General features: G+C 62.5%; 20 protein-coding genes. 5 read left to right on the plus strand and 15 right to left on the minus strand.

Going from position 1 to position 20,548, the window contains the following annotated elements; all coding sequences use genetic code 11:
* Positions 1-314 precede the first annotated feature (314 nt).
* The 8 genes from ycaC to ACIPO9_RS25930 all read right to left on the minus strand — a co-directional run bounded on the left by ycaC (position 315) and on the right by ACIPO9_RS25930 (position 8,454).
* Complete coding sequence (gene ycaC, locus ACIPO9_RS25895) at positions 315-935, minus strand: isochorismate family cysteine hydrolase YcaC (RefSeq protein ID WP_274134673.1); 621 nt, start codon at positions 933-935, stop codon at positions 315-317.
* 96 nt (positions 936-1,031) lie between these two features.
* The gene (locus ACIPO9_RS25900) at positions 1,032-2,870 is read right to left on the minus strand and encodes an amidohydrolase (RefSeq protein WP_400784280.1); all 1,839 of its coding nucleotides are present in this window, start codon (positions 2,868-2,870) and stop codon (positions 1,032-1,034) included.
* Positions 2,871-3,018: 148 nt separating this feature from the next.
* Positions 3,019-3,651, minus strand: coding sequence for an antibiotic biosynthesis monooxygenase (locus ACIPO9_RS25905; protein ID WP_400784214.1), 633 nt, complete (start codon positions 3,649-3,651; stop codon positions 3,019-3,021).
* Complete coding sequence (locus ACIPO9_RS25910; RefSeq protein WP_400607038.1) at positions 3,644-4,060, minus strand: DoxX family protein; 417 nt, start codon at positions 4,058-4,060, stop codon at positions 3,644-3,646. The genes ACIPO9_RS25905 and ACIPO9_RS25910 overlap by 8 nt, the downstream gene beginning before the upstream one ends.
* A gap of 161 nt (positions 4,061-4,221) precedes the next feature.
* A complete protein-coding gene (locus ACIPO9_RS25915) occupies positions 4,222-4,833 on the minus strand; it encodes a hypothetical protein (RefSeq protein WP_400784215.1) in 612 nt (203 codons plus the stop codon).
* A 72-nt stretch (positions 4,834-4,905) separates the two neighbouring features.
* Entirely contained in the window at positions 4,906-5,406 is a 501-nt protein-coding gene (locus tag ACIPO9_RS25920; protein WP_400784217.1) for a GNAT family N-acetyltransferase, read from the minus strand.
* 471 nt (positions 5,407-5,877) lie between these two features.
* Complete coding sequence (locus ACIPO9_RS25925) at positions 5,878-7,152, minus strand: glucarate dehydratase family protein (protein ID WP_400784218.1); 1,275 nt, start codon at positions 7,150-7,152, stop codon at positions 5,878-5,880.
* Positions 7,153-7,170: 18 nt separating this feature from the next.
* A complete protein-coding gene (locus ACIPO9_RS25930) occupies positions 7,171-8,454 on the minus strand; it encodes an MFS transporter (RefSeq protein WP_400784281.1) in 1,284 nt (427 codons plus the stop codon).
* 211 nt (positions 8,455-8,665) lie between these two features.
* On the opposite strand from ACIPO9_RS25930, the gene ACIPO9_RS25935 reads away from it, so the two are divergent.
* Both ACIPO9_RS25935 and ACIPO9_RS25940 read left to right on the plus strand, forming a co-directional pair.
* A complete protein-coding gene (locus tag ACIPO9_RS25935) occupies positions 8,666-9,604 on the plus strand; it encodes a LysR family transcriptional regulator (RefSeq protein ID WP_400784219.1) in 939 nt (312 codons plus the stop codon).
* A gap of 7 nt (positions 9,605-9,611) precedes the next feature.
* Positions 9,612-10,013: a hypothetical protein gene (locus ACIPO9_RS25940; RefSeq protein ID WP_274134680.1), complete on the plus strand. Its 402-nt coding sequence runs from the start codon at positions 9,612-9,614 to the stop codon at positions 10,011-10,013.
* A 275-nt stretch (positions 10,014-10,288) separates the two neighbouring features.
* On the opposite strand, the gene ACIPO9_RS25945 is transcribed toward ACIPO9_RS25940, so the two are convergent.
* The 5 genes from ACIPO9_RS25945 to ACIPO9_RS25965 all read right to left on the minus strand — a co-directional run bounded on the left by ACIPO9_RS25945 (position 10,289) and on the right by ACIPO9_RS25965 (position 14,918).
* A complete protein-coding gene (locus ACIPO9_RS25945) occupies positions 10,289-11,140 on the minus strand; it encodes an urea carboxylase-associated family protein (RefSeq protein WP_400784221.1) in 852 nt (283 codons plus the stop codon).
* A gap of 243 nt (positions 11,141-11,383) precedes the next feature.
* Positions 11,384-12,226 (minus strand): sugar phosphate isomerase/epimerase family protein, encoded by an 843-nt coding sequence (locus tag ACIPO9_RS25950; RefSeq protein ID WP_400784222.1) that lies wholly within the window; start codon positions 12,224-12,226, stop codon positions 11,384-11,386.
* Positions 12,219-13,460, minus strand: coding sequence for an NAD(P)/FAD-dependent oxidoreductase (locus ACIPO9_RS25955; protein ID WP_400784223.1), 1,242 nt, complete (start codon positions 13,458-13,460; stop codon positions 12,219-12,221). The genes ACIPO9_RS25950 and ACIPO9_RS25955 overlap by 8 nt, the downstream gene beginning before the upstream one ends.
* On the minus strand, positions 13,457-13,789 hold the full coding sequence (locus ACIPO9_RS25960; RefSeq protein ID WP_400784225.1) for a MocE family 2Fe-2S type ferredoxin: 333 nt from the start codon (positions 13,787-13,789) through the stop codon (positions 13,457-13,459). Before ACIPO9_RS25960 ends, ACIPO9_RS25955 begins: the two co-directional genes overlap by 4 nt.
* Positions 13,790-13,826: 37 nt before the next feature.
* Positions 13,827-14,918, minus strand: coding sequence for a fatty acid desaturase family protein (locus ACIPO9_RS25965; protein ID WP_400784226.1), 1,092 nt, complete (start codon positions 14,916-14,918; stop codon positions 13,827-13,829).
* 193 nt (positions 14,919-15,111) lie between these two features.
* On the opposite strand from ACIPO9_RS25965, the gene ACIPO9_RS25970 reads away from it, so the two are divergent.
* The gene (locus ACIPO9_RS25970) at positions 15,112-16,155 is read left to right on the plus strand and encodes a LacI family DNA-binding transcriptional regulator (RefSeq protein ID WP_400784228.1); all 1,044 of its coding nucleotides are present in this window, start codon (positions 15,112-15,114) and stop codon (positions 16,153-16,155) included.
* A 134-nt stretch (positions 16,156-16,289) separates the two neighbouring features.
* Here the strand turns inward: ACIPO9_RS25970 and ACIPO9_RS25975 are convergent, their stop codons facing one another.
* Positions 16,290-17,441, minus strand: coding sequence for a phytanoyl-CoA dioxygenase family protein (locus tag ACIPO9_RS25975; protein WP_400784230.1), 1,152 nt, complete (start codon positions 17,439-17,441; stop codon positions 16,290-16,292).
* Complete coding sequence (locus tag ACIPO9_RS25980; protein ID WP_274134689.1) at positions 17,438-18,289, minus strand: SDR family oxidoreductase; 852 nt, start codon at positions 18,287-18,289, stop codon at positions 17,438-17,440. Before ACIPO9_RS25980 ends, ACIPO9_RS25975 begins: the two co-directional genes overlap by 4 nt.
* Before the next feature lie 164 nt (positions 18,290-18,453).
* Between ACIPO9_RS25980 and ACIPO9_RS25985 the strand changes: the two genes are divergently transcribed.
* The gene (locus ACIPO9_RS25985; RefSeq protein ID WP_400784232.1) at positions 18,454-19,479 is read left to right on the plus strand and encodes a LacI family DNA-binding transcriptional regulator; all 1,026 of its coding nucleotides are present in this window, start codon (positions 18,454-18,456) and stop codon (positions 19,477-19,479) included.
* A gap of 53 nt (positions 19,480-19,532) precedes the next feature.
* Positions 19,533-20,531: an inositol 2-dehydrogenase gene (iolG, locus tag ACIPO9_RS25990; protein WP_400607067.1), complete on the plus strand. Its 999-nt coding sequence runs from the start codon at positions 19,533-19,535 to the stop codon at positions 20,529-20,531.
* The last annotated feature ends 17 nt before the right edge of the window (positions 20,532-20,548 follow it).

Consider the following 20,548-nt stretch of genomic DNA (forward strand, 5'->3'; position numbering starts at 1 on the left):
TTTCGCTCTTGCATGGAACCTCCTGAATTGGGCGAATCATATCGCCCTTAAGAGGTGTCCGGGATCATTAGGCCAGTTCAAGCGCGCTCCTACAGGGTTTGCGGCGAACACAGAATTGCGGGGATCCAAATTCCGTAGCAGCACGGCTTGCCGGCGGGGGCGTCCGTGAGATCGCCGTCGCGGGCAAGCGCGCTCCTACAGGGTTTGCGGCGAACACAGAATTGCGGGGACCCAAATTCCGTAGCAGCACGGCTTGCCGGCGAGGCGTACTTGAGATCGCCGTCGCGGGCAAGCCGTGCTCCTACGGGGGGTGTTTACTTGTTGAACGCCGAGTAGCTGTTCATCAGGTTGCGGTAGTTCGGGATGCGCTGGGACAGCAGGTTCGCCAGGCCTTCCATGTCGTTGCGCCAGTCGCGCTGCAGCTCGCAGGCCACGGCGAACCAGTTCACCAGTTGCGCACCGGCTGCGGACATACGCGCCCACGCCGCCTTCTGCACCACGTCGTTGAAGGTGCCGGAAGCATCGGTCACCACGAACACATCAAAGCCTTCTTCCAGCGCGCACAGGGTCGGGAACGCCACGCAGACATCCGTCACCACACCAGCAATGATCAGCTGCTTGCGACCGGTCGCCTTGATCGCCTTGACGAAATCTTCGTTGTCCCAGGCGTTGATCTGGCCAGGACGGGCAATGTACGGCGCGTCCGGGAACATTTCCTTGAGCTCAGGCACCAGCGGGCCGTTGGGGCCGGATTCGAAGCTGGTGGTCAGGATGGTCGGCAACTTGAAGAACTTGGCGCAATCGGCCAGGGCCAACACGTTGTTCTTGAATTCGTTGGGCGAGAAGTCCTGCACCAGCGAGATCAGACCTGTTTGGTGGTCGACCAGCAGAACGACGGCATCGTTGATATCCAGACGCTTGTAAGGAACGGTCATGATTGACTCCATCAGTGGGGTTGCAGTGTGTGCGATGCCAACAGACTGCGTCGGCGGGTGCTTCGCCAGGCAAGCCCGGCGAGGCGTTGAGACGCTTTAGAATGCGAAGCAGGAGCAGCCGAAGGCGCCCCAGAAACCCTGGAAGTCGCTGACCGGGGCTTTCGACTGGCGGGCCTTGTCATGGCCATGGGCATGCACGGCGCACGGCCCGCTGCACTGGTGAACCGCAGCGGCCAGCGGCGCGCCCTGACGCCAGTGACCCGGCACCATGGCCACCGGCGACCAGTCCGGCAGTACCGGCACGCTTGGCGGCGCCAGTTGGTCGAACTCGTTGGTGCCATAGACGACCTTGCCGTCGACGATGGTCAGCACCGACTCGATCCACTTGATCGACTCTTCCGGCACGCTGAAGAAGTCCTGGGACAGCGCGACCACGTCCGCCAGTTGGCCGACCTTGATCTGGCCCTTCTTGCCCTGCTCGGAGGAGAACCAGGCGCTGCCACGGGTGAACAGCTCCAGTGCGGTCTCGCGGGACAGGCCTTCGGGGTACAGCTCCATGCCGCCCACGGTGCGGCCACTGACCATCCAGTACAGCGAAGTCCACGGGTTGTAGCTGGATACGCGAGTGGCGTCGGTACCCGCACCCACCGGCACGCCTTCGGCCAGCATGCGCTTGATCGGCGGCGTATGTTCAGCGGCGTTCTTGCCGTAGCGATCGACGAAGTATTCGCCCTGGAACGCCATGCGGTCCTGAATCGCGATACCGCCACCCAGGGCCTTCACCCGCTCGATGTTTTTCGGCGTGATGGTTTCGCAATGGTCGAAGAACCACGGAATGCCGTTGAACGGAATGTCGCGGTTGACCTTCTCGAACACGTCCAGCATGCGCGAGATCGATTCGTCATAGGTAGCGTGCAGGCGGAACGGCCAGCGGTGTTCGACCAGGTGGCGCACCACCGGCTCAAGATCCTGTTCCATGCCGGCTGGCAGGTCGGGACGCGGTTCAAGGAAGTCTTCGAAGTCGGCCGCCGAGAAGGTCAGCATCTCGCCCGCGCCGTTGTGACGCAGGAAGTCATCGCCCTGGTGCAGCTTGACGGTGCTGGTCCAGTGCTTGAAGTCCGCCAGCTCTTCTTTGGGCTTCTGGGTGAACAGGTTGTAGGCGATACGCACGGTCAGCTGCTTGGCCTCGGCCAACTGGGTGATGACTTCGTAGTCGTCCGGGTAGTTCTGGAAACCGCCCCCGGCGTCGATGGCGCTCGTCAGGCCCAGGCGGTTCAACTCGCGCATGAACTGGCGCGTCGAGTTGACCTGGTATTCCAGCGGCAGTTTCGGGCCTTTGGCCAGGGTCGAGTAAAGGATCATCGCGTTCGGGCGCGCCACCAGCATGCCGGTCGGCTCGCCGTTGCTGTCGCGCACAATCTCGCCGCCCGGCGGGTTTGGCGTATCGCGGGTGTAACCCACTACGCGCAGCGCGGCGCGGTTGAGCAATGCACGGTCGTAAAGGTGCAGTACGAACACCGGGGTGTCAGGCGCGGCCTGGTTCAGCTCTTCGATGGTCGGCAGGCGCTTTTCAGCGAACTGGAATTCGTTCCAGCCGCCCACCACGCGCACCCATTGCGGGGTCGGCGTGCGATCGGCCTGGGCCTTGAGCATGCGCAGGCCGTCGGCCAGCGAAGGTACGCCTTCCCAGCGCAGCTCCAGGTTGTAGTTCAGGCCACCGCGGATCAGGTGCAGGTGCGAGTCGTTCAGACCCGGGATCACCGTGCGCTTGTGCATGTCGATGACCTGGGTGGCGCTGCTGCGCATGCCCATGATTTCGGCGTCGGTGCCCACGGCCACGAACTTGCCGCCGGCGATGGCAACGGCGCTGGCCTTGGGTTTTTCCTGGTCAACCGTATGAAAGTTTCCGTTGAATAGAATCAGATCGACGTTCATAGGAGTTCCTTGGGCAGAAGATTTGGAAGCACCGACGGCAAAGCCGGTGACAGGCATTGAGGTGAGAATCGCGGCGGCCGCACCGAGCAACGAGCCCTTGGCAACGAAGCTGCGGCGCTCGCTGCTGCCTGGGGCGTCATCGTCGTGCTTATCCTTCATGGTCGGCACCGGGCGCAGGCTTGGGCGCGGCATTGAGCCAGGACGCGAACAGCTTGGTGGCCTGGGGCATCAGCAGGTAGACGACCAGCAAGACAATGGTGATGGTGACCAGCGCGGTGCTGATCACGTAGTTGCCCAGCAGCGGGAAAGCGCGGAACACCGGGCCCCACAGCAGCGGGATCAGCAGGGTCAGCGGGCAGATCACGAAAAAGGTCACCACCGACTGTTTCCAGCGTGGCGGCGGTGGCGTGTCGCTGGCTGGCACGAACCAGAATTCGTTGTGCGGGTTGACCTCGGTCAGGTCGCCATCGGCCAGCATCGGTGCGGCCTCGGCCACCAGTTCCCGGCGCTGGGTCGAGTCCAGCCAGCTCTGCATGGCGTCCGTCGAACAGAAGCGCAGCACGCAGGTGAACATGTGCAGGCCGTCGGCCTTGCCACGAATGACATCGACGCCCAGATGCCCGGGATATGAGGCGGCAATGGCCACGATGCGGCGCAACCAGGCCTCGTATTGTGCCTCCTGCCCTTGCTTGACCCGGTGCTTGATCACCAGCGTGACGATCTCGTCAGGGGACAGTTTCGAGGTCGCGGCGACGTCGGCGGACATGGCGGATTCAGGCATAGCGAAGCGCTCCGGAAAAACGATGGCCGAGCGCCAGGCGGCCAGGCCCGGCGATCAGCACACTGGTGAAAATGATGATGAGCAACCAACCGAACTGCCCCTGCTCAACGCTCCAGTCGCCGTGCACCACTACGAGGGCCACCAACAGCAGGAAGAGAATAGGCAGGCACGCCAGACGCGCCAGTACGCCGGTCAGAATCAGCAGCGGGCACAGGACCTCGGCGAAAATCGCCATGCTCAGGGTCAGGGTGGCGCCCATGTGGAACGGGTCTTCGATCAGTTGCAGTTGGGCGTTGAAGTCCAGCAGCTTGGGCAGCCCATGGACGAACAGCAGAAACAGCGCCCCACTGGCCCGCAGGAACAACAGCCCCAGGTCCAGTGAACGGTCGTTGAAGGTTGAATAGCTCATCGCATACCCATGAATTCATGAACGGCTCGTCAAAGGCGGTAAACACCCTTGACGAGCATTGAAGTCATAGTGATGGGCACAGGGATTGGGGTATTGAACGGACGTGCTGCGATTGGACGGTTTGTGCGTGGCGGGATTGATGCCAAATGTTACGGGGCCAGTCAGTTGCTTTCCTGAATCTGCCCCTTGCGCTCCATGATCATCTGCTGGCCGCTCTGCTGGCGCTGCTGTTGCAGGGCGTCGCTGGTGCCGGTATTCGTTGGGGCGGTGGTGTTGCGGCTGTTGCTGCCGTTGCTGTTTGTCGCGTTGGTGCCGTTGGCGTTGGTGCCGTTTGTTCCGGTGGCGTTGGTGTTGCTGCTGTTGCTGCCATTGGTGTTCGCAGCGTTGGTGCCATTGACGTTGGTACCGTTGGTGCCGGTTGCGTTGGTGTTACTGCTGTTGCTGCGGTTGGTGTTCGCAGCGTTGGTGCCATTGGCGTTGGTGCCGTTGGTCCCGGTTGCGTTGGTGTTGCCGCTGTTGCTGCCATTGGTGTTCGCTGCATTGGTGCCGTTGGCGTTGGTGCCATTGGTGCCAGTCGCGTTAGTCCCCGAGCCCGTTGCTGCACCGCCTGCCGATCCGCCGCCCGTTGCTCCGCCTGCTCCGCCTGCACCGAACCCGGATGCGGCGATCATCAGCGCGGGTGCGTCAGCGGTTTGTGCCAGGGCCACGGCAGGTGCCAGCGTAACGGCGGTAAACAGCAGAGAGATCAAGGCTTTGCGTGAGCGGATCATCATGGTGTCTCCAGCGAGAGCGCGAGGGGTCTGTGGGTTGGAGGACGGGCGACGAACAGCGTTCGATCTTTTGCATCACGCGCCGATTGAACGGTGCATATGGGTGGTGTGCCAGATCGGGTCATCTTCGATGTCGTCGATGGCAAAGCCCTGGCGCTGCCAGAAGCTGATCGCCCCCGGCAGGAAAGGATGGGTGTGCAGGTACAGCACTTCGACGCCCTGCTCCACTGCGACAGCTTTCAAGGCATCGAACAGACGAGCGGCCAGGCCCATGCGCCTGAAATCGGGGGCGATGAACAGACGCACCACCTCCACCGTCTTGTGCCCTGAATAGTCCAGCTGCGGGAAACGCCCGTCGTACGGCAGATAGCCGATGACGCCCACCAGTCGTCCTTCATGGCGAGCGGTAAGAAACCGGCCAGCGTCCGGGGCCAGATAGACGTCCTCAAAGCGCTGCAGATCATCGGGCATCACATCCGGGTCGAGCATCGGAAACATCCCGGCCCGCGCGCCCATGACAAAGGTCAGGATGTCAGGGATATCGCAGGATCGGGCCAGGGAAATCAAAGGGTACATGCGTCAGCCAAGGCAAAAACACCGATCGTAGCAGTCCGGCTCGCCGGCGTGGCAATCCTGAGGGCGCCACGCCGGCAAGCCGGACTGCTACGGGTGCATGCGGCATCGGCTTGTAGGAGCGCGCTTGCCCGCGATGGCGGTGTGTCATGCGACATCAAGGTGTCTGGCCTGACGCTTTCGCGGGCAAGCGCGCTCCTACGGGATCGGCGTCGCATGCCCTATCGAATGATGACCGAAGCCTGAAGGAGCGCGCTTGCCCGCGATGGCGGTGTGTCATTCGACATCAAGATGTCTGGCCTGACGCTTTCGCGGGCAAGCGCGCTCCTACGGGATCGGCGTCGCATACCCCATCGAATGATGACCGAAGCCTGTAGGAGCGCGCTTGCCCGCGACGGCGGTGTGTCATTCGACATCAAAATGGCTGGACTGACGCTTTCGCGGGCAAGCGCGCTCCTACGGGACGGGGTTTGGTCAATACCTGGGCTTGACCACTTTCCAGTCCGGCTTGTACTTCTGCATCTGCCTGACGTCGTCGCGTGAGCGGATTCCGCAGGTCAGGTACTGGTCGTTGAGTTTGCCCAACTGGTCGTAGTCCAGCTCCAGCCCAAGGCCCGGATCGCGGGTGATCTTCACGCAGCCGTCGACGATGGGCAGCTTGCCGCCCTTGATGACCTCCTCGTCCGGCTCCTGCCACGGGTAGTGGGTGTCGCAGGCATAGTCCAGGTTCGGCACCGCGGCGGCCACGTGGGCCATGGCCATGAGGCTGATGCCCAGATGCGAGTTCGAATGCATCGACACCCCAAGCCCGAAGGTTTCGCACATCTTCGCCAGCGCCTGAGTGTCCCGCAGACCGCCCCAGTAATGGTGGTCGGCGAGGACGATCTGCACGCTGTTCTGCGCGACGCTGCGGCGGAACTCGTCGAAATCGGTCACGACCATGTTGGTGGCCAGCGCAAGCCCGGTGCGCTTGTGCAACTCGGCCATGCCATCGAGCCCCGGCGTCGGGTCCTCGTAATACTGCAAGTCGTCGCCCAGCAGCTCTGCCATGCGAATCGAGGTTTCCAGCGACCAGTTGCCATTGGGGTCGATGCGCAACGGATAGCCAGGAAACGCCTTCTTCAATGCCTTGATGCACGAGACCTCATGCTCGGGCTCCAGCGCCCCGGCCTTGAGCTTGATGCTCTTGAAACCATACGCCTCGATCATCCGCCGCGCCTGGGCGACGATCTGCTCTTCGCTCAAGGCCTCGCCCCAGCTGTCTGGCGCGTAGGGCGAGCCGGCATGGGTGGCGTACTTGAAGAACAGGTAGGCGCTGAACGGCACCTGGTCGCGCACCGCGCCACCGAGCAGGTCCACCAGCGGCAGGTTCATGGAGCGCGCCTGCAAGTCGAGGAAGGCCACCTCGAACGCCGAATAGGCATTGCTCACCGCCTTGCTGGCATGGGAGCCGGGTGCCAGTTCCGCCCCTGAAATACTGGCCGGTTTGTGGGCCGCGACAGTGGCCTTGACCACCGCCTTGAGCTGGGCAAGGTTGAACGGATCCATGCCGATCAGTTGGCTCTGGACCTGCTGCTGGATCGCCAGCGCCGGGGCATCGCCGTAGCTTTCGCCCAGGCCGATGTAACCGTTGTCGCTTTCCACCTCGACGATCGAGCGCAGCGCGTAGGGCTCGTGGATACCGCTGGCGTTGAGCAACGGCGGGTCACGAAAGGCAATCGGGGTGACGGTAACACGCGTGATTTTCAAATGACTTCTCCCGGTCAATCAGGGTTTGAGGCTTGAAGAGGGGTTGAGCGTCGCTGGGGCCGCCAGCGTGGCGCCGATGTCGCCCGGCAGGTGCCGGTCAACGCGGGGCGTGGTGCGGGCAAAGAAGATCACCACCGCCGCCAGCAAGGACGTGGCCGCGAGGCCGTACAGCCCGCCGGTGATGGAACCTGTGGTCTGCTCCAGAAAACCGAAGGTAGCGGGCGCGACGAACCCGCCCAGGTTGCCGATGGAATTGATGAGGGCGATCACTGCCGCGGCGATGCGCGCATCCAGATAGCCCTGGGGAATAGGCCAGAACAGCGCCGAGGCCGCCTTGAAGCCGATGGCCGCGAAACAGATGGCAACGAAAGCGAACACCGGCCCGCCGGTGGTGGACATGAACATCCCGCCCGCCGCGATGACCAGAGTCAGCGACACCCAGGCCTGCTGATGCTTGAAGCGTGCGGCCAGCGCCGCGAAGCCGTACATGGCGACAATGGAGATGATCCACGGAATGGAGTTGAACAGCCCGACCTGGAAGTCGCTCATGCTGCCCATTTTCTTGATCATGCTGGGCAGCCAGAAGGTCGCGCCGTAGATGGTCAAGGCCACCGAGAAATAGATGAAGCAGAACAGCAGGATCTGCCGGTCAGCCAGCAGCCGGAAGATCGACGGTTTGACCACCTGCGTCGCTTCGCGGGCCTTTTGCTCGGCGTCGATGGCTGCGATCAGTGCGCCCTTCTCCGCTTCCGTGAGCCACTTCGCTTCGCGGGGATGGGACTGCAGCCAGAACCAGACGAAACCGCACAGGGCAATCGAGGCAAAGCCTTCGATCAGGAACATCCATTGCCAGCCGTGCAGGCTCAACCCACTGATGCCCAGCAACGCGCCGGACACGGGCCCGGAGATCACCGACGCCACGGCCGAGCCGCTGAGAAAGATCGCCATGGCCTTGCCGCGCTCACTGGCGGGCAACCATTGGGTGAAGTAATAGATGATGCCGGGAAAGAACCCCGCCTCGGCCGCGCCCAGCACGAAGCGCAGGATGTAGAAGCTGGTTTCGCCTTTCACGAACGCCATGGCCATCGCCGCCGCGCCCCAGGTGAACATGATGCGGGTCAGCCAGGCGCGGGCGCCGAAGCGCTGCAGCAGCATGTTCGACGGCACCTCGAACAGCGCGTAACCGACGAAGAACAAGCCGGCACCCAGTCCGTAGGCCGCCGCGCCGATGCCCAGGTCGGTTTCCATGTGGCTGCGCACGAAGCCGATATTGACCCGGTCGATGTAGTTGACGATGAACATGACCACGAACAGCGGCAACACATGCCGTTTGACCTTCGCGGCAGCGCTGGCCAGCGCCGAGGCGTCCAGGGACGATGAGGGATTGTTCAAAAGCGCGACTCCCGTTCATTGTTTTTTTAGGGATGATTTTTTGCTGATGAGCCGATGATGGACGCCGATATTGTTCCCGTCTAATCTAGATTGACTGCTGATTGATACCCGGAATATATCAATGTTCGAACTGGCCCAATTGCGCTGCTTCACCACGGTGGCCACGGAACTGAACTTTCGCCGCGCCGCCGAGCGCCTGAACATGACCCAGCCGCCCTTGAGCCGGCAGATCCAGTTGCTGGAGCATCATCTGGGGGTCGAGTTGTTCACCCGCAGCACGCGCAGCGTGGCGTTGACCGCTGCCGGCCGGGCGTTCTTCATCGAGGCGCAGAACCTGCTGGATCGTGCGCAACAGGCGGCACTGGCGGCCAAGCGCATTGCTCAGGGCGATATCGGTTCGGTGAACATCAGTTTCGTCGGCAGCGCGGTGTATGAGTTTCTGCCCAAGGTGATCGCCGAGGCGCGGCTCAACCAGCCCCACGTGAAAATTTCCCTGAGCGAGATGAACACCGCCTCCCAGCACGAAGCCTTGCGCGCCCGCCGCGTTGACCTTGGCATCGTCCGCGCGCCGCTGCTGCAGTCCGGTTATGAAACCGAGCTGTTGGTGCGCGAGCCCTTTGTGCTGGCGGTGCCGAGCACGCATCCTTTGGCGCATGCCCAAAACCTGCGGGTCGAAGACCTGGATCAGCAGCCCTTCCTGATGTACTCGCACTCAGCCTACCCGCCGTTCAACGAACTGCTGACCGGCATGTTCCGCTCGGCGCAGGTGGCGCCGGAGTACGTGCAATGGCTGGGCTCGTCCCTGACGATTCTGGCGCTGGTCAATGCGGCCATGGGCCTGGCCCTGGTACCCCGCTGCGCGACCAATGTGGTGTTCAAGAACGTGGTATTTCGCGAACTGGATCTGGGCGAAGGAGTGCAGAGCGAGCTGCACTTGGTGTGGCGCTCGGACAACGACAACCCGGCGTGCATGATGCTGCTTCAGGGAATCCGCGCGGCGGTCAAGGCCGAGGCGCGCCTGCAAAACGCCGCTGTAAATCCCCCACCGGCCTCGCTATGATCGGCCCATGACGCCCTCGATGCCGATTCGCTCACCCTGCCCGCCCGGCGCCTGCATTTGCGAGCGCGAACGGCTGCTGGAAACCGCAGGCACAGACCTGCGCATCCTCTGCCTGACCCGCCAGGAAGAAAAGCGCCTGCTTGAACGCCTGGAAAACATCGCAAGCCTGACCGACCTCGAACACATGCAAAAGCGCATGTACGAGCAACTGGGCATCCGCCTGTCCATCGCCCCGGGTTTCAATGAAGTGCGCAGCATGCGCGGCATCGCCATCGACATCGCCGAGCTGCCCGGCATGTGCCGCAAGACCCGCCAGGCCATCCCTGCCGCCATCCGTCGAGGGCTGGAAAAGCGACCGGAAATCGCCTGGAGCCTGCTCAACGCCCATGACTTGTTGCGGGATGCCTAAGTCCGATCCGCATTCTGGGTGAAAGCTGTAGGAGCGTGCTTGCCCGCGATAGCGTCAGGCCAGACACCTCGCTGTTGAATGACAAACCGCGGTCGCGGGCAAGCGCGCTCCTACCAGGGATCAGGGTGGTCATGCCCTCGCGAACAACCCCAAACCCGTAGCAGCACGGCTTGCCGGCGGGGGCGGTGTGTCAGTCAAACTTTTCGTCACTGACACACCGCTCCCGCGGGCAAGCCCGGCTGCTACGACGATTGGCGTTGTCGGGAAGGTATTGGCTACTTCTCCCAATCCGCCTTGGCGATCGCCAATCCGTGCAAGCCGTTGTACTCGGCACGCTTGGGCTGTTCCCAACCTTGCAGCAACGCCGGATCGAGGTCGTAGATTTCAACGCCCAGCGGCCTGCACACCGTCAACGGATCCTGCGCCTCGGGGCCCCACATCGGCAGCGACAGGTCCCCGCCCGGGCAGGTGGACAGCGCGCACAGCAAGTCGATTTCGGCGAAGAACTCCAGGTAGTCGCCCTTCTGGGCCGGGCAGGCTTTCATGAAGTACAGGTCGTCGTGGTTCAGGCCTGTGCACTGAAAGATGTTGAGCACGTCATGCACGTCGAATTCGGTCAGCCCATGGGGCAGCACAGCGCGGGTGAGATTGGAGTGGCAGTGGTGATGGAAATCTTCGCCGGTGAGCATCTTGTTCACGTAGGGATCGCAGCGGGTGCCGAGCAGGTCGTGCAGACGCCCGCCGTGTTCGTCGACGCCGTAGCTGGCCAGGCTGTCATCGGTGATGGTCACCATGGGGCGCAGGAATGGCAGGTTCGACCACAGCCGGTCATGGGTGCTGACGTGGGCGCCTTGCAGCTGCCGGGTGCGCGCTGCCCACATGCGCTCGCGCGGGTCGTTGGCGTTCCATACGTTGAAATCGCCGACTTGAGGGCCTACCGGGGTGGTCACACGAAACACCTGACCGGCCTTGACCTTCCACGCACGACCGGTGCGAATCGGCACTTCGAAGTGCTCCACCAGGGTGCGGCGGTCCTGGTTGTCGCGGATCCGGTCGTAGAACGCTGTGTCGATCTGTAACGCTGCACCTTTACTGACCTGATACGCAGCGGGGTAGTCTTTGTACATGCGGCTCTCCTGAGGGTCCGGGCTGTTTCAGCGATTGGGTTGGGCTCAGGAACAGCATAGGCCGTGCCAAGGATCGGCAGTATCGAAGATCCCCCACAACACTCATCTGTGGGAGCGGGCTTGGTCTGGGCCGCATTCGGACGAAGACGGTGGGTCATTCACCATTGATGCGTCAGGTCCGACGCCTTCGCGGGCAAGCCCGCTCCCACAGGTTTGTCCTGCAATCCTTGAGGGATGCGCGTGTCAAGGCGCATCGGCCCATAACCGCCGGGCCAAGTCCTTGAGCATCAGCGACTCTTGCCACCGGTCGCTGATGTCCCGGCCGAAGCGGTCGGTGATCGCATAGGGCGGCGGGCCGAGTTCGCAGGTAAACGACAGGCTCGCGCTCGCGCCGGCACGCTCGCGCCAATCGTCGATCCCATAGCGCCACCAGCGGCTGAACAGCTCGACCCAAGGCCTGTGTTGCTCAAAGCTGATCGGCACCTGGACCTGCTCGCAGCTGGCCACGCGCCCATGAAAGCCTGAGCTGTGCTGCAGGATGGTTTCGATCTGCTGCTGATCCTGTGCGTCGGGTTGCAACGGGATTTCCCGGCCCACCACGTAATGCGACAAGTCCGCCAGCAGCTTCAATTCCGGCAACTCCCTGAGCAGGTCGAGGGTGAACGGCAAGTCGTTGGTGATGCGGTAGCGATGGGTTTCCAGCAGCACCGGAAAATCCACCTGTTCGGCCAGCCGCAGCCAGCCATCGACCAGCGTGATCGCTTCACTCAAGTTGCGCGGCCGCAGGTCTGCCTGGATCGTCAGGTGATGGCAACCGCACTGGCTGGCGATGTCCAGCGCCGGCTGCAAATCGTCCACAGTCTTGGGAAACAACTGGCCCTCGATCTGCAATCCCAGTTCATTGGCCAATTCGGCAAGGAGCCGTGCGGCGACGGGCTCGTAGAAGTGATCGGTGATGCCGTCGAAACCCGCTTCGGCGATGCGCGTCAACTGGGCTTCAAGAGGGCCTGGCAAAACGCCTTGCTCGTTCTGCATCGCCCACATCGATTGAAACACCACAAATTCCTGTTGCTTGATGTCAGACATGGGCACCTCGCAGCAGTCCTTTAAGTGACACGTTCGCGTCCGCCAGTTGCGTGACCGGCAGCATCACTTGGCTTTCGATCAGCCGCTCGCAGAGCTTGATGTCCTTGGCCACGCTGTTGCCGCGACCCCAGCCGCTGGCACCCATCAGTTGCTGCTGGGCGTTGAGGTACAGCAAGACGAACCCGCCATCGCCCCCTTCCCGCGCGATCACCTGCGCACCCGCTTCAAGCGCGCCGACGGTCTGCAGAGCGAACTCGTAATGATCGGACCAGAAGCCCGCCACCCCGCTGATCGGCTGCTGGTGCCCCAGCATGTTCAAGGCCGCCAGCCGCCCCTGAGTCTCGGCGTTGCGCCAGGTTTCCTGGCGCTGAAGCAGCCCCTCGCCATCGGGAAACTCACAGACATCCCCCGCGGCAAAGACGCCCGGGGCGCTGGTCTGCAGGAACCGGTCGACCCGAATGCCGCTGCCCGTTTCCAGCCCCGCATCTTTCGCCAGTTGCAGATTGGGCTGCATCCCGATCCCCACCAGCAACACATCACAGGGCAGGCACTCGCCACTTGCCAGTTGCACCGCTGTCAGCGCCTCTTCGCCCTGAATGCTCTCGATCCGGGCACCCAGATGCACCACCACGCCCCGGTCGCGGTGCAGGTTGAGCAAGGTTTGCGACAGGCGTTCTGGCAGGGCCCGTGCGGCGAGTCGCGGGCCCGCTTCCAGCACGGCTACCGCACACCCCAGGTCGCGAGCCGTGGCGGCCACTTCAAGCCCGATGAACCCTCCGCCGACCACCAGCAAGCGAGTCCCGGGCGTGAGGCGGGCTCGCAGCCCCACAGCCTCATCCACCGTGCGCAGGTAATGCACATTGCTGAACCTGCGGCCCCCCAGATCAAGGCTGCGAGACTGGCCGCCCATGGCCAGGAGCAATTTGCCGTACTCAAGCTGCTGGCCGTTATCCAGCGTCAGCCGTTGCTCCCGCACATCGATACCGGTCACCCGCACCCCGCTCAAATGTTCGATGCCGGAGGCGATGAAACCGGCTTCGCTGAACAGGCTGCACGCCTCAAGGGTCGACTCCCCCTTGAGCAGCGCCTTGGACAGCGGCGGCCTTTCATAAGGCAGGTGCACCTCGTCGCCGATCAGGATAATGCGCCCGGCAAAACCGGCCTCGCGCAGTGTCAGCGCCGCGCGCCCACCAGCATGGCCTGCGCCGACAATGACCATCGCATTCTGGCTCATGACTGGCCCTGCGCCAGGATATCGAGGAGCACCCTGCCCGCCTCGACCTTGACCGGATAGGTCTTGAGGTTGATGCACGCCGGGGCGTTCAGCGCCTTGCCGTTGCGGTAGTCGAATCGGCCGTTGTGTTTGGGGCACTCGATAACGAAGTCCATTACCAGGCCATCGGCCAGATGGATTTTCTCGTGGGTGCACAAGCCGTCGGTGGCGAAGAATTCGCTCCCCGCCGAGCGGTACACCGCGTAGGTTTTTTGCTGATGATCGAAACGGATGACGTCTTCTTCATCGATATCGTCGACGTGACACACCTCTACCCACTGATTGCTCATGGCAGTGCTCTCTTGTTGTTCGAAGGGCGAAGGGGTTTCAGCTGAAGGCTGATTCCTGCGGGGAGGATGCGGTGTCCGGCGTCACTTCACGCACAGGCCTGCGAATATAAAAACCCGGATCCTTGCGCTGTTTGAGCAGCGTCGGAATGATCTCCCGGTAGGCGTCGATGATGCTGTTATAAGGCGGCGGGCAATCGGCTTTTATTTCCTCGTGAAGTTTGGCCAGTGCGTGATATGGCACCATCGGAAACATGTGATGTTCCAGGTGATAGTTCATGTCCGAATAAAAGAAGCGGAACACCGGGTTCATATAAATCGTGCGGCAGTTCTTACGGTGGTCGAGTTCATCCTCGGCCAGACCCACGTGCTGGGTCAGGCCGAAGGCGTAACTGAGCCAGCCGCCATACATCGTTGGCAGCAATACATACATCAGCGGCAGCCAGGAATTGAAGTACAGCGCCGCGCCAATCACCAGCCCATGCAAGGCCAGCCAGATGCGTGCGGTGCGGTAGACCTTGGGAAACTCCGATTCCGGGACGAACACCTTCTCCTCTTCACTCATCTGTCCCGAGGCATGGACGAACAGCGACTTGAACGCGTTGTAGACATGGGGCAGCGACAGGAACTTGAGGGCAATCATGTTCAGGCGCGGCGGGCGTGGCTCGACGATTTCCGGGTCACGGCCGACGATAATGGTGTCGGTGTGGTGGCGGGCATGGCTCCAGCGCCACACCTGCGGCTCGTACATGACCATGAAGCACGCCAGTTGATAGACCGCATCGTTCATCCAGCGGGTCTTGAAGGCAGTGCCGTGGCCCGTCTCGTGCCAGCGCGAGTTGGCGGCGGTGCCGTACAGCAGGCCATAGACCAGGAAAAACGGCACGCAGGCGGCGCTGCCCCAGAAGAGGTAACCGCCAATGCCGGTGACCAGCATGGCGCCGAGCCACAGGGCGGTATCACGCAGGGCGCGGCCATCGCTGCGCTGCATGAGTTCTTTCATGCGTTTGCGCGGCACCGGGCATTGATACCAGACCGCCGACACCAGCCCGGCCTCCTCGGCCTTGCGCGCCTGTTCACCGGTCAGGCTGTAGTCTTTCGGGCGATCCGGATCGTAGGGTATTTGGGACATTTTTATTGTTCTCCAGATAATTGAAACCGCGTCGTTCACGCACTTCGCTGATTCAAAAATATAGAGAGCAAGGGCTCTGCAACAAGCGCTTGAAAGTATTCTCTCTCAAGCTATCATCCAGCTCAGTTTGTCCTTGATAGTTTTCTATCATGCACTGCTTTTTCAGCGGCATGCCGTATAAAAATGAGCCCCTATGAATAATAAGAAACGCCCGACGATCGCCACCGTTGCCCAGTACGCCAACTTGAGTGTCGCGACCGTGGACCGGGTGCTCAATGCCAGGGCGCCGGTCAATCCGGAAACGGCGGAAAAAGTTCATGAAGCCGCCGAAGCGGTGGGTTATTTCGCGGCGCGGCTGATCTCGCAACGCATCAACGAAAGGAAGCCGGCCTATCACTTCGGTTTTCTTCTGCTCGGCACTTCCCAGACGTTCTACAAGACCTTGGGCGATGCCATCCTCGACCAGGCACGGGAGGCGCGCACGGCGAATATCGTCTGCCATCTGGAGCTGATTCACGACCGCTCGCCGCAGTCCATTGCCGCGCAGATTCGCCAGTTGGCCGAGAAATGCGATTGCCTGGCGCTGGTCAGTTTCGAGCACCCGGTGATTCTGCAGGCCATCGAAGAGGTGCGGCTCAACGGCGTGCCGGTGGTGTCGCTGCTGACCGAGTTGCCCACCGTGCATCCTGGCGCTTACGTTGGCACCGACAACCATGAAGTCGGCCGCACGGCTGCCTGGCTGATCGCCCATGGCTCACATCCAGCGGGTGGTTCGGTGGCGGTGATGCTCGGCGGACACCGTTTTCTGGGGCACGAGCAACGTGAAGCCGGGGTGCGCAGTTTCTTCGAGGAGAAGGCCCCGCAGTTTCGCGTGCTGGCGCCGATCATCACCTTGGATAACGGCGCGATCACCGAGGAAGCCACACTGGAACTGCTGGCGCGACACCCGGACCTGCGCGGTATCTACGTGGCCGGCGGTGGTGTCGAAGGGGTCATCAGCGCGCTGGCGGCAAGCCCCGAACGCCCGCCACTGTGCGTGATCCTGCAGGAGCCGACGATGGAATCCCGCCAGGCCATGCGCAAAGGCCTGGTGACGCTGGTGATCGACTCCCAGCCCAGGCTGATCGCCAAGGAATTGATCGAGGTGATGGTGCAGTTGCCGCGAGTCAAGGTAATCGACCCGCAACGGCATCGGGTGCTGGTGCCGTTGCAGATCGTGACGCCTGAGAATATTTGAATGGCTACTGATTCTGCCGAAGGCGTAGCAGCGCGGCTTGCCGGCGGGAGCGGTGTGTCAGTCACACTTATCGTCACTGACACACCGCTCCCGCCGGCAAGCCGTGCTGCTACGGGATGAAGGACCGACGCCCGTTATGCCAACCGCTTGACCCGCATCGCCTCCACCGCCTCGGCAAACCGCTCGACCGGCCAACCCTCGTCCAACGCCTGCGCCATCAACTGCTGCCCGGTCTGCGGGGCCATGCCGTGCAGCGGTGGGTCAGTGTCCAGATTGGTTGGAAACGAGTACCCATCAGCACTCATGGCAATCACCGCTGACACCTCGACCGGGTCCATTTCACCCTGCGCCCCCCGCTTGCGCAGCCACGGATAGAGCGCCAGCATCATCCGCTCGCGGTTGACCGTCTCCATGGGTTTGCCGAACGCTGCTGAAATCTGCAGCAGGTTGGCCATACGGTACTGGTCCGGCGTGCGGTTTGTACCCGCTGCATGGAACAACGCAGGGTTGAAGAACAACAGATCACCCTTGCTCAATGGCAACTGAATCGCATGCCCGGCGAAGTAATCGATGAAACGCTGGTCGCGCCACGCCAGATACCCAAGCTCATAGTGCTGGGAAAACGGCAGCAACAGCGTAGGACCGGTCTCCAGCGGCATGTCGGTATGAGCCACGGCGCCCTGCAAGGTCAGGTTCTGTGACAGCCGATGCAAAGGCAGCGGGTAGCGCGCCACCACCTCGTCGGTCTGAAAACCCAGGTGATAGTCGCGATGGGGCTGCTGGGCCTGCCCGCCCGGCGTCACCACGTTGACCTGCGCCGTGGCCTGGAAACACGGCCCCAGCCACGCCTCGGCGATCAGCCCCAACAGCGGGTTGGCGTAGTACTCGATAAACGATTCCGGCGAATGCTCGGCGGCCTTCTGCAAGGCATTCCAGATCCGCTGGTTGGCCCCGGCCTTGGCGAAGTGGTCAGCACGCACCACCTTCGCGGCCTCCTGGGCGATGATCTGGCGAAACACCTCGCTGTGCCGGTCGATCACCCCGTGGTCGGTGTAGGCGCCACGCACCACCAGCACGCCGGGGCCATCGCTGAGCAGCCGATGCAGTTCGCTCATCAGCGCCTGGCGGTTGCTGTGCATGGCGTTGCGCAAGGTGTCGGCCGCGTAGATCACCACGCGGCTGGCCACTTCCTGTGCGAAGGGATAGTCGGCCAGATGAACCTCTTGCTCGCACACCTGGGCAAAGGCGTCGGGGTCCAGGTCATCGACGCGGCCGAACAGGCTCACAGGCCACCCAGGCCGTCGAGGGTCAGCGGCGCATCCGGTCGCGGGGTCGAGCCGTCGCCGCAGCCCATGATGCCCTGTTCCATGTCGATCACGGCGCCGGTGGTCATGCCCGACTGGTCCGACAGCAGGTAGGCCACGCTATTGGCCACTTCCTGCGGCTTGAGCAAACGGCCGAACGGCGCCTGGGCTTCGGCGCGAGCCAGCCAGCCGTCGTCGGCCCCGTGGTACTGGCGCTGGATCTGGTCTTCGTGGGGCGTATCCATCCAGCCGATGTTCAAGCCGTTGACCCGGATGCGGTTGCGCAAGGTGCTGAACGCGACGTTCCTGGTCAGCACCGCCAGCGCCCCTTTGGAGGCGGCATACGCCGAGAGAAACGACTGACCGCCGTGACCGCTGACGCTGAGGATGCTGACGATGGAGCCTTCGACCTTGTTGGCGATCATCAACTTGATGCATTCCTGCATCAGGAAAAACGGCGCCTTGACGTTGACTGCAAAGATGCGGTCGAACAGCTCCGGCGAGGTGTCGATGATGCTGCCGCGGTCCGACATCCCCGCGCAGTTGACCAGACCGTGGACCGTGCCGAATCGAGTTTTGGCCTCGGCCACCACGCGGCGGCAGTCGTCGACGTTCTCCATGTCGGCCTCGACGAAAAACGCCTGGCAGTCCAGTTCGGCCAGCTGCCGCACCTGTTCTTCGCCCTTGTCGCGGCTGCGGCCGCAGATCACCAGGCCCGCTGCGCCCCGTTGCGCCAGGGTGCGCGCGACGGCGGCGCCCAGGCCTTGAGTACTGCCAGTGACAACGAAATAGCGGCCGCTGAATGAAGTGGAAAGGTCCAGTCCTGACATGCTCGGTTCTCCTGCTGTTGTTGTTTTTGATAGCGGATGACACAGTGACAATAGAATTTAAATTCCATCTGTACAACGATTGGAACTGAGGCTAGCATTGCCCTCACCTCACAGAGACCCGAATCAACCTCAACAAGACCTCAAAACAGGCTCAAGGGGATTCCATGCTCGACCGCGCCAGACGCTTTTCCATCAAGCAGATCGCTGCCCAGGCCGGGGTCAGCAAGGCGACCGTCGACCGTGTGCTGCATGAGCGCGGAAGCGTCCATTACCAGACCAACCGGCGTATCCAGCAGGCCCTGGAAGAACTCGAAGCCCAGGAAAAATCAGGCCCCGCGGTCGGCCGCACCTTTCACATCGACATCATCCTGCACGTGCCCAAGCGCTTCAGCGACGCGGTGCAGGACGCCATTCATGCGCAACTGGGGAGCCTGGCGCCCTTCCGCATCTTTCCGCGCTTTCACCTGTATCAGGAAATCGACACACAACAGATGCACGACCTGATCCTGCGTTGCGTGAGCAAGGGCAGCCAGGGCTTGATCCTCAAGGCCGCCGATGAGCCGCAGATCAACGAGGCGGTGAACCGGGTCACCCAGGCCGGCATTCCGGTGGTGACCCTGGTGTCGGACCTGCCGCAAAGCGAGCGCATCGGCTACATCGGGATGGACAACCGCACGGCCGGCCAGACCGCCGCCTACCTGATGTCGCGCTGGCTGGACAGCGCCGTGCAGGACGTCGGGGTGATGATCAGCAGCGAGCTGTTTCGCGGCGAGGAAGAACGCGAGATGGGCTTTCGCACCTGGCTGCGCAGCCGCGCCCCACACCTGCGGGTGGTCGACATCACCGGCGGTTTCGGCGTGCACCAACCCACTTTCGAGCGCGTGACCCAGGCACTCAACGACAACCCCTCGATCAAGGCCATCTACAGCGTCGGCGGCGGCAACCGCGCCATTGTCGATGCCTTCGCTGCGCTTGGGCGGCCGCTGGCGGTGTTCATCGGCCACGACCTGGATCAGGAAAACCGCCAGTTGCTGGCCGAGGAAAAGATCGCCGCGATCATCGACCACAACCTGCAGGTCGATGCACGGAACGCCTTCACCCAGATCCTGCAATTTCACAGGCTGTGCAAGGCCGATCCGATCCAGTCTTCGGCGGTGCAGATCGTCACGCCGTTCAACCTGGCGCACTGAGTTACCGCTTCAACCGATCCACTCCCACAACAACAATCTCTGGAGATCCACCCATGCTACGCATCGCAGTCCTCGGCGCAGGCCGTATCGCCAACATCCACGCCGCCAACGTCGCGGCCAATCCCGATGTGCAACTGTCGGTGATCGCCGACCCATGGCGCGAAGGCGTCGACAAGCTGGCCGCAAGACTCGGTTGCGCTGCCGCCTATGACTGCGCCCAGGCCATTGCCCGCGACGACGTCGATGCCATCGTCATCGGCACCCCGACGGACACCCACATCGACCTGATGCTGCGTGCGGTAGAACTGGGCAAACCGGTGCTGTGCGAAAAACCCATCGACCTGGATTTCGCCAAGGCGGCCAAGGCCGTGGAAGAAATCGAGCGCCGGGGCGGCAAGGTCATGCTGGGCTTCAACCGCCGCTTCGACCCCGACACCCTGAAGATGCGCAAGGCCATCGCCGACGGCAGCATCGGCGAGGTGCGCCAGGTGGTGATTACCAGCCGCGATCCGGGCCTGGCACCGGTGGAATACCTCAAGCACTCGGGCGGGATTTTCCGCGACATGACCATCCACGACTTCGACACCGCGCGCACGTTGTTGGGCGAAGAGCCGGTGGAAGTCATGGCCATTGCCAGCCGCCTGGTGGACCCGGCCCTGGCGCAGATCGACGATTACGACAGCGTGATGGTCTTGCTGCGCACCGCTTCCGGCAAGCAATGCCACATCAACTGCTGCCGTGAGGCCGTGTATGGCTATGACCAGCGCCTTGAGGTCTTCGGCTCCAAGGGCATGGTGCTCAACGACAACCACCGCGCCACCAGCGTGCGCACCTACAGCGCCAACCAGACCGAAGTGCTGGAACCGCTGATGAACTTCTTCCTGGAACGCTATGCTGATTCGTATCGCAACGAGTTGAACCAGTTCATCGATGCCGTGAAGGCTGGCGACCCGCTGCCGACCAACGCACGGGACGGGCTTAAGGCGTTGCATCTGGCCAATTGCGCGCTGGAATCGATCAAGACCGGGCGTGCGGTGAAGGTCGAGCTGTAAGGCCTTATTGGTCCCGT

The organism is Pseudomonas sp. NPDC090203 (assembly GCF_044746765.1).
Lineage (GTDB): Bacteria > Pseudomonadota > Gammaproteobacteria > Pseudomonadales > Pseudomonadaceae > Aquipseudomonas > Aquipseudomonas putida_AD.

Coding starts and splice junctions, on each gene's coding strand:
- ACIPO9_RS25905 (WP_400784214.1), bottom strand. CDS start 3,651: ATGCCTGAATCCGCCATGTCCGCCGACGTCGCCGCGACCTCGAAACTG.
- ACIPO9_RS25935 (WP_400784219.1), top strand. CDS start 8,666: ATGTTCGAACTGGCCCAATTGCGCTGCTTCACCACGGTGGCCACGGAA.
- ACIPO9_RS25980 (WP_274134689.1), bottom strand. CDS start 18,289: ATGTCAGGACTGGACCTTTCCACTTCATTCAGCGGCCGCTATTTCGTT.
- ACIPO9_RS25985 (WP_400784232.1), top strand. CDS start 18,454: ATGCTCGACCGCGCCAGACGCTTTTCCATCAAGCAGATCGCTGCCCAG.
- ACIPO9_RS25910 (WP_400607038.1), bottom strand. CDS start 4,060: ATGAGCTATTCAACCTTCAACGACCGTTCACTGGACCTGGGGCTGTTG.
- ACIPO9_RS25915 (WP_400784215.1), bottom strand. CDS start 4,833: ATGATGATCCGCTCACGCAAAGCCTTGATCTCTCTGCTGTTTACCGCC.
- ACIPO9_RS25930 (WP_400784281.1), bottom strand. CDS start 8,454: ATGTTCATCGTCAACTACATCGACCGGGTCAATATCGGCTTCGTGCGC.
- ACIPO9_RS25965 (WP_400784226.1), bottom strand. CDS start 14,918: ATGTCCCAAATACCCTACGATCCGGATCGCCCGAAAGACTACAGCCTG.
- ACIPO9_RS25950 (WP_400784222.1), bottom strand. CDS start 12,226: ATGTCTGACATCAAGCAACAGGAATTTGTGGTGTTTCAATCGATGTGG.
- ycaC (WP_274134673.1), bottom strand. CDS start 935: ATGACCGTTCCTTACAAGCGTCTGGATATCAACGATGCCGTCGTTCTG.
- ACIPO9_RS25940 (WP_274134680.1), top strand. CDS start 9,612: ATGACGCCCTCGATGCCGATTCGCTCACCCTGCCCGCCCGGCGCCTGC.
- ACIPO9_RS25945 (WP_400784221.1), bottom strand. CDS start 11,140: ATGTACAAAGACTACCCCGCTGCGTATCAGGTCAGTAAAGGTGCAGCG.
- ACIPO9_RS25960 (WP_400784225.1), bottom strand. CDS start 13,789: ATGAGCAATCAGTGGGTAGAGGTGTGTCACGTCGACGATATCGATGAA.
- ACIPO9_RS25955 (WP_400784223.1), bottom strand. CDS start 13,460: ATGAGCCAGAATGCGATGGTCATTGTCGGCGCAGGCCATGCTGGTGGG.
- ACIPO9_RS25970 (WP_400784228.1), top strand. CDS start 15,112: ATGAATAATAAGAAACGCCCGACGATCGCCACCGTTGCCCAGTACGCC.
- iolG (WP_400607067.1), top strand. CDS start 19,533: ATGCTACGCATCGCAGTCCTCGGCGCAGGCCGTATCGCCAACATCCAC.
- ACIPO9_RS25920 (WP_400784217.1), bottom strand. CDS start 5,406: ATGTACCCTTTGATTTCCCTGGCCCGATCCTGCGATATCCCTGACATC.
- ACIPO9_RS25900 (WP_400784280.1), bottom strand. CDS start 2,870: ATGAACGTCGATCTGATTCTATTCAACGGAAACTTTCATACGGTTGAC.